We start from the raw sequence: 8266 nt of genomic DNA, 5'->3' as shown, positions 1-8266 counted from the left end.
GCACCCCGTGGCTCTTGGGGAAAAAGGGTTTAAGCCGAGCCATCTGCTCGTCAGTCAGCCAGTAGAGGTTGCTCATGGATCGGTCTCCTTGCGGAGCCTGAATCACGCCAACAACCTGAAATCAATGGGTCTGGAGCCTAGTAAATACATCGGTCACGGACGTTCTTTTGTAAGTGCCAACATGGCACGCTCGACGTAGCCATCGGGAAGAAGCTTCTCGCTAACCTTTCGGGAAAGATACTTTTTGAAACGTCCTTCACCAATGTAATCTTGCCTGAACCAGCGCCTGAACTCCCCAAGCGCAGCGTCAGGATAGCAATTTGCAATTTGAGGATTGCTCGCAGATTGGCGGAAATAGCTAGGATAATTGTGCGCGTAAGAAGCACGGCTGCCAAACTGAGACATCAGTTCTTTATCAGACCAATGTTTAGACCAAGCTTGACCGACACTGATATCCGGAACGAAGTTCTCATCGATGTGCAATCCTGCCAACCCAAGGGTCACAATAAGACTTGCAAGTTCTTTAAATACCCCAAAGTAGCCATCTGGAACGGCGTCATACGTCAAACTGACGCGATCTTTGAATATCCGCCAGACGTCGTCCTCTTGTGGCGCCGTATATCCAGTTGCGCGATAAATATACTCTTTGAGTCCGTTCCGCAAAAGTTTCCTGTAGTTTTGCAGAGCAATTTCGGCACCTCGCCGATCTGCCTCAAAGGCAAAGTACTCAAGCATCACCGTACAAACGCGGTCAGGATAAGCGAGATATCGTTTCGCACCTTCCCAAACTTCCACATGTGGCAAGACGGGAACGTTCACGCCTTGCTCAAATAGCATTTCCCTAATTCGCCGCACTTCTTTCGGCGGGTTTTCAGCAGCCCACTCGGCAGAAATTATTCCAATATACTTATTTCTAAGCCCACACAAATCGCCAATGGCGCGCTGCGTCAAAAATGGAGTGCCATCGCTCAGCACTCCCATCCCTATTCCGTCCTGCTCAACCACGCGTTCAACTTGCAACGCAAACTCGGACTGAGCAGGATCAGCAATCTTACGTCTTGTTGGCAGCTTGGTAATTGCTGGTTTGATCGTGCTTGCCATCCTCATGAACACCCGCTCGTGCCGCCGCAGGTGTTGCACTTCATGCAGGTGCCGTTACGGACCAGCGTGTAGTTGCCGCACTCGCCGCAGGGATCGCCCTCGTAGCCTTGCATTTTCGCCTTGGTGCGGGCGTCCATGCTGGTGGCTGTTCCGATGGCATAGGTTGAGGTGGTTTCGGAAAAGCTGGCCATCCGCGCCTGAGGAACCAGTGTGTTGAGCACCGACACCGGGTCGGTGCCATTGGCAAGCGCGGTTGCACCCATCCCACCTTGCAGCACCACCAATTCCTGCGGCAGACGTTTGCGCAGATATCCGGTCGAGGAAATCTGGCGCAGCACTTCCAAACCGCGCGTGGCAGCGGCGTCATTCACCGGGGCCACGTTTGGCTTGCCCTCATCATCGCCGCGGCCAAGGTCGTCAAACGACGCGCCGGTAGGTTTGACATGGGCAAGGTCTGTGCGGTCGAGGTAGGAAATCGCCAACTCGCGGAAGATGTAATCAAGGATCGACGTTGCATTCTTGATGCTGTCGTTGCCCTGCACCATGCCTGCGGGTTCAAAGCGGGTGAAGGTAAAGGCCTCCACAAACTCTTCCAGCGGCACGCCGTATTGCAGGCCGACCGACACCGCGATGGCAAAGTTGTTCATCATCGCGCGGAAGCCAGCGCCTTCCTTGTGCATGTCGATGAAGATTTCGCCCAGCTGCCCGTCTTGATATTCGCCGGTGCGCAAATAAACCTTGTGACCGCCGACGATGGCTTTTTGCGTATAGCCCTTACGCCGTTCAGGCAGTTTTTCGCGATGGCTGCGGACGATTTCCTTGACGATCACCTTTTCGACAATCTTCTCGGCAATCACCATCGCCTTTTCCTGCAAGGATCCGGTGGCAAGGATTTCTTCGGCTTCCTCGTCATCCTCGATCAGGGCGCTCGCCAGCGGTTGCGACAGTTTCGACCCGTCACGATACAGCGCATTGGCCTTGATGCCGAGGGAATGCGACAGCTCATAGGCTGCCAGCGTTTCCTCGATGGATGCCGAGTTCGGCATGTTGATCGTTTTGGAAATCGCGCCCGAAATGAACGACTGAGCAGCGGCCATCATGTAGATATGGCTGTCAACCGACAGATAACGCTTGCCTTTCTTGCCACAGGCATTGGCGCAATCGAACACCGAATAGTGGTGCTCTTTCAGGAACGGCGCGCCTTCCAGTGTCATCGTGCCGCAAACGTGGTCGTTGCAGGCCTCGATCTGGGCTTTGGTGAAACCAAGGTGACGCAGCAAATCAAAACTTGGATCGGCCAGCTTTTCAGCCGGAATGCCCAGCGTGCCCGCGCAGAAATCGGTGCCAAGGGTCCACTGGTTGAAGACAAAGCGGATATCAAAGGCCGAGGGCAGGGCACCTTCGATCTTTTCAATCTCACGCGGGCCAAAGCCATGACCCAGCAGGGACGTGTGGTTGATGCTCGGTGCCTGCGCGATAGAGCCGTGGCCGACGGCATAGGCGACGATTTCGGCGATCTGGTGGCCGGGGTAGCCAAGCGCTTCAAGGCCTGCCGGAACCGACTGGTTGATGATCTTGAAATAGCCACCCCCCGCCAGTTTCTTGAACTTCACCAGCGCAAAGTCAGGCTCGATGCCGGTGGTGTCGCAATCCATCACCAGACCGATGGTGCCGGTGGGGGCAATCACAGTGGTTTGCGCGTTGCGGAAACCATGCGCCTCACCCAGTGCCAAGGCTTCATCCCAAGCGGATTTTGCAAGCGACACAAGGGTTTGGTCAGGGCAGTTGATGTGGTCAAGGGTGACCGGGTCAACGTTTACCGCCTCATACACGCCCGTCGCATTTGCAGCGGCGCGGTGGTTGCGGATCACCCGAAGCATATGCTCACGGTTGCGGGCATATCCGGGGAACGCGCCCAATTCGGCCGCCATCTCGGCAGAGGTGGCATAGGCCACGCCGGTCATCAGTGCTGTCAGCGCGCCACACAGCGCGCGGCCTTCCTTGCTGTCATAGCCAAGGCCCATGTTCATCAGCAAGCCACCGATGTTGGCATAGCCCAGACCCAGAGTGCGGAAGTCATAGGACCGCTGCGCAATCTCTGGCGACGGGAACTGCGCCATCATCACCGAGATTTCCAGCGTGACCGTCCACAGACGCGAGGCGTGGATATAAGCCTCGGAGTCAAACTTGCCGTTTGCAAAGAACGTAAGCAGGTTCATCGACGCAAGGTTGCAGGCGGTATCGTCAAGGAACATGTATTCCGAGCACGGGTTAGACCCGCGGATCGCGCCGTCTTCGGGGCAGGTGTGCCAGGCGTTGACGGTGTCGTGGAACTGGATGCCGGGGTCGGCACAGGCCCATGCGGCGTGGCCGACCTGATCCCACAGATCGCGCGCCTTGATGGTTTTGGCGACCTTGCCGTCGGTGCGGCGGATCAGCGCCCAGTCGGCATCATCCTTTACCGCCTGCAAGAAGGCATCGGTGACACGGACCGAGTTGTTCGAATTCTGGCCCGACACGGTGATATAGGCCTCGGAATCCCAATCCACGTCATAGGTGGGGAATTCAATGGATGTGTAGCCCTGCTTTGCGTATTGTAGAATCCGGTTGGTGTAAGTGTCCGGGATCATCGACTTTTTAGCCGTTTTGATCGCCGCCTTCAGCGCTGCGTTCTTGGCCGGATCAACCGAGTCTTCGGCCGAGCCATCCCAAGTACGAATCGCGGTGAAAATTTCGTTCAACCGCACTTCATGCAGCTTGGAACCGGCGACGAGCGAGGCAACCTTTTGCTCCTCGATCACCTTCCAGTTTACAAAGGCTTCAACGTCGGGGTGATCCATGTCGCAGATCACCATCTTGGCCGCGCGCCGTGTGGTGCCGCCCGATTTGATGGCACCCGCCGCGCGGTCCCCGATCTTTAGGAACCCCATCAGGCCCGATGATTTGCCGCCACCCGACAGCTTTTCGCCTTCACCACGCAGGGACGAGAAGTTGGTGCCAGTGCCCGAGCCATATTTGAACAGACGCGCCTCACGCACCCACAGGTCCATAATGCCACCATCGCCCACCAGATCATCCTTGACCGACTGGATAAAGCAGGCATGCGGTTGGGGGTGTTCATAGGCGCTGGTTGATTTGGTCAGCTTGCCGGTCTGGTGATCGACATAGAAATGCCCCTGCGACGGGCCGTCGATGCCGTAAGCCCAATGCAGGCCGGTGTTGAACCATTGCGGGCTGTTCGGCGCGGCCATCTGGCGGGCCAGCATGAAGCGCATTTCGTCGTAATAGGCGCGGGCGTCGGCTTCGGTGGTGAAATAGCCACCCTTCCAGCCCCAATAGGTCCAAGCTCCGGCCAGACGGTCGAACACTTGCTTGGCGCTGGTTTCGCCCACGTTGCGCTGATCTGCGGGCACATCGGCAAGAGCGGCGTCGTCGGGAACGGACCGCCACAGGAATTCGGGCACGCCTTTTTCCTTGACGCGTTTCAGCCGGGCAGGGACGCCAGCCTTGCGGAAATACTTCTGCGCAAGCACGTCGGATGCGACCTGGCTCCAGCCCTCGGGCACTTCGACTGCATCGTTGCGAAAGACGATCTTGCCATCGGGATTGCGGATTTCAGACACCGTTTTGGTGAACCCCATCGCGCCGTAGGCACCTGTCGCTTCGGTCGTAAACTTGCGCTCGATTTTCATCTCTGCCCCGTCCTCACTGTATGGCCCCGGTTTTCCCGGTCGCAGCCTGTTGATCCGCAAAATCACCCACCAACGGGAGACGGACAAAAGACTTCAGCCCTTGTCTGCGGATCGCAGAAAAGACGGTTTCGCCGTGTAGCGATGTCCTGCTCGAAGTGTTTCTGTCCCCTCCCGTCGGCCACTACATTTAGTGTGTCGCTGGGTTCGGTTGTCAAACTGTCGTAATGGCGCGGTCTGAGCAATCTCTTTTTTAGACGTTTCAGACAAAAAAATGCTTGACCAACGTTGTCTGTTTCAACGGGTTCACCGCGACGGTGGATCGGGCATGTGGACAGGTTTGCGGATAAGTCTCTGGACAAAGCGGGGACCATTCGGCGCCGAACCTGCATTTCCCAAGTATTCCCGCAGGTTTGCGCCAAGGCGTTAAGTTTTGGTCTGAATTTGGTTGGGCTTGGGGATGACTGGCTGAAGCGTCGGTAAAGTGATTCCCGCTGCAAGACACCGGGCGTTGGTTTGGTCATGCCACTGTGACACGCGTGCAATATGAACGCCCCGGAAAGAATCGTCTGCGCCGTGGTTTCTCCTACAGACAGCGCAAGTGGCCCTGGGTCACCCCAACATATAGTGGGACTGCCTGCTTTGCCCGGCGACGCAGCGTGCCGCACCTGATTGGCGCCGCAGACCAAAGGGGTGGCGTGGTTGGCGCCACTTCGCTAAAGCGGTTGTGTTCCTTGCCTGCGAAACACACCAATGACCGACATCATCGCCCGTTGCGAGGCCAAGGGCCTCCGAATGACTGACCAGCGCCGCATTGTCGCCCGCGTTGTGGGCGAGGCGGAAGATCATCCTGATGTAGAAGAACTGTATGCCCGCGCCGCTCGGCTAGACCCGCGAATCTCGCTCGCTACAGTTTACCGCACGGTGAAGCTGTTTGAGGAAGCGGGGATACTGGAAAAGCTGGAGTTTGGTGACGGGCGTGCGCGCTATGAAGATGCCGAGCGAGATCACCACGACCATCTGATCGATGTAAACTCGGGTGTGGTGATCGAATTTGTCGACCCCGACATCGAAGAACTGCAAGAACGCATCGCCGCGCGGTTGGGCTATCGGCTGATCGGGCATCGGCTGGAACTTTTGGGTGTACCGCTGACCAAGCCGCAAAAGACGTGAGCAGCGCCGATAACCCGCGCGCAGCGGGCCTGATGGTGGCCAGCATGGCGGCTTTTGCCTTTGAAGACCTGTTTTTGAAGCGTGCCGCCATCGCCCTGCCACCGGGGCAGGTGATTGCGATGATGGGGGCCGGGGGCGCGGTGGTGTTCTGGCTGATTGCCGCGCACTTGGGCCAGCCGATTCTGACGCGCCGTGCGTTGACAGGGGCAGCGGCCCTGCGCACCCTGTCCGAGGCCGGGGCGACGATGCTATATATCACGGCGCTTGCGCTGATCCCGCTGACCGTCAATTCAGCCTTGCTGCAAGCGTCACCTTTGGTGGTGACCATGGGGGCCGCCCTTTTTCTTGGCGAAACGGTGGGCTGGCGACGCTGGAGCGCGATTGCTGTTGGCTTTCTGGGCGTGCTGATCATTTTGCAACCGGGCACGGATGGTTTTCGGATTGCCGGGCTTTTGACGGTGGCCTGCGTGGCCATTCTTGCGGTGCGCGATCTGTCCACGCGGGTGATGGCCGAAAGCATCGGCACGTTTCAGTTGACCACTTGGGCCTATCTGTCGCTGGTGCCTGCCGGGTGGCTGCTGATGGCGGTGCAGGGGCAAAGCGCGCAAGCGGTGGACCCGTCGCAGTGGTTTGACCTGACGGGCGCGCTGATCACCGGGCTGTTTGGCTATTATGCCGTGACTGCCGCGATGCGCTTGGGTGACGTGTCTGTTGTCGCGCCGTTCCGTTATACCCGGCTGGTGTTTGCGATGATTCTGGCGATGATTTTTCTGGGCGAACGTCCCGATGCTTGGATGCTGACCGGCGCCGCCCTTGTCATCGGGTCGGGCCTGTATACCTTTGCCCGCGAGGCCCGGATCAAACGTCGGTGACGCGCGCCCTTTCCATAAAGGCCGACCCAAGGTAAAGACGGGGCGAGAGCATCATCCGCATAACGGAGCCCCCATGAGCACGATCATCGACATTCACGCCCGCGAAATTCTGGACAGTCGCGGCAACCCCACTGTTGAAGTGGACGTGACGCTGGAAAGCGGCGCTATGGGCCGGGCCGCCGTGCCATCGGGCGCATCCACCGGCGCACATGAAGCCAACGAGAAGCGCGACGGCGACAAGAACCGTTACAAGGGCAAGGGCGTTCTGGAAGCGGTCGCCGCCGTCAACGGCGAGTTGGCCGAAGAACTGGTGGGCTATGACGCGACCGAACAGGTCGGCATTGACCGCACCATGATCGAAATGGACGGCACGCCGAACAAATCCCGTTTAGGTGCAAACGCCATTCTGGGGGTGAGCCTTGCCGTTGCCAAAGCCGCCGCCGAATTCACCGCGCAGCCGCTGTTTCGCTACATCGGCGGCACCTCGGCCCGCGTGCTGCCGGTTCCGATGATGAACATCATCAATGGCGGCGAACATGCTGATAACCCGATTGATATTCAGGAATTCATGATCATGCCGGTTGGCGCGGACAATATCCGCGACGCCATTCGCATGGGGTCGGAAGTGTTCCACACCCTGAAAAAAGAGCTGCAACAGGCAGGCCATAACACCAATGTCGGTGACGAAGGCGGCTTCGCACCTAACCTGAGCTCTGCCCGTGACGCGCTTGATTTCATTCTGAAATCCATCGAAAAAGCTGGGTTCAAGCCGGGTGTCGACATGTATCTTGCGCTCGATTGCGCTGCGACCGAGTATTTCAAGGGCGGCAAGTATGAGATGAAGGGCGAAGGCAAATCGCTGAGCATCGCGGAAAATGTCGAATTTCTTGCCGGGCTGGCCCGTGACTACCCGATCATCAGCATTGAGGATGGGTGCTCTGAAGATGACTGGGACGGCTGGAAGCTGTTGACTGACACCATCGGTGACAAGATCCAGCTGGTGGGCGACGATCTGTTCGTGACCAATCCGCGCCGTCTGGCCGAGGGCATCAGAAAGGGCGTTGCCAACTCCATGCTGGTAAAGGTCAACCAGATCGGCACCCTGACCGAGACGCTGCAAGCGGTCGATATGGCGCATCGCGCGCGCTATACCAATGTGATGAGCCACCGCTCGGGTGAGACTGAGGACAGCACGATTGCCGACCTGTCGGTTGCCACCAACTGTGGCCAGATCAAAACCGGGTCGCTGTCACGCTCGGACCGGTTGGCGAAGTATAACCAGCTGATCCGGATTGAGGAAATGCTGGGCGAGACGGCGGAATATGCCGGACGGTCGATCCTTAAGGCGTAAGGCGCGCAAGCTTCCGGCGGTGGCGTGTCCGGCTTATGTCGGTCGCGCTCCGCGTGGGGGTGTTTTTGCCAAGATGAATG

General features: G+C 58.1%; 5 protein-coding genes. 3 read left to right on the top strand and 2 right to left on the bottom strand.

Annotated features, from left to right (window positions below):
- Positions 1-153 precede the first annotated feature (153 nt).
- Together Q8K08_RS18185 and Q8K08_RS18180 are read right to left on the bottom strand one after the other, a co-directional pair.
- Positions 154-1101 (bottom strand): hypothetical protein, encoded by a 948-nt coding sequence (locus Q8K08_RS18185; RefSeq protein WP_305251087.1) that lies wholly within the window; start codon positions 1099-1101, stop codon positions 154-156.
- Positions 1102-1103: 2 nt separating this feature from the next.
- On the bottom strand, positions 1104-4793 hold the full coding sequence (locus Q8K08_RS18180) for a vitamin B12-dependent ribonucleotide reductase (protein ID WP_305251086.1): 3690 nt from the start codon (positions 4791-4793) through the stop codon (positions 1104-1106).
- A 750-nt stretch (positions 4794-5543) separates the two neighbouring features.
- Here Q8K08_RS18180 and Q8K08_RS18175 point away from each other — a divergent pair.
- From Q8K08_RS18175 to eno, 3 genes are all read left to right on the top strand, one after another.
- Positions 5544-5963 carry a Fur family transcriptional regulator gene (locus tag Q8K08_RS18175; protein ID WP_304804834.1) on the top strand — a complete coding sequence of 140 codons (420 nt, stop codon included), beginning with the start codon at positions 5544-5546 and terminating at the stop codon, positions 5961-5963.
- Positions 5960-6835, top strand: a complete 876-nt coding sequence (locus Q8K08_RS18170) for a DMT family transporter (protein ID WP_304804836.1) — start codon at positions 5960-5962, stop codon at positions 6833-6835. Before Q8K08_RS18175 ends, Q8K08_RS18170 begins: the two co-directional genes overlap by 4 nt.
- 73 nt (positions 6836-6908) lie before the next feature.
- Positions 6909-8186, top strand: a complete 1278-nt coding sequence (gene eno / locus Q8K08_RS18165) for a phosphopyruvate hydratase (RefSeq protein WP_305251083.1) — start codon at positions 6909-6911, stop codon at positions 8184-8186.
- Positions 8187-8266: the final 80 nt, after the last annotated feature.

The sequence above is a fragment of the Pseudotabrizicola sp. genome, from assembly GCF_030684215.1.
Taxonomy (GTDB): Bacteria; Pseudomonadota; Alphaproteobacteria; order Rhodobacterales; family Rhodobacteraceae; genus Pseudotabrizicola.
Note: the sequence above shows the minus strand (reverse complement) of the source record. Positions and strands in the feature narration are given on the sequence as shown.

What these genes read in the sequence shown, in the direction of transcription:
- Q8K08_RS18175 (WP_304804834.1), top strand. Translation starts at nt 5,544, where the DNA reads ATGACCGACATCATCGCCCGTTGCGAGGCCAAGGGCCTCCGAATGACT.
- eno (WP_305251083.1), top strand. Translation starts at nt 6,909, where the DNA reads ATGAGCACGATCATCGACATTCACGCCCGCGAAATTCTGGACAGTCGC.
- Q8K08_RS18185 (WP_305251087.1), bottom strand. Translation starts at nt 1,101, where the DNA reads ATGGCAAGCACGATCAAACCAGCAATTACCAAGCTGCCAACAAGACGT.
- Q8K08_RS18180 (WP_305251086.1), bottom strand. Translation starts at nt 4,793, where the DNA reads ATGAAAATCGAGCGCAAGTTTACGACCGAAGCGACAGGTGCCTACGGC.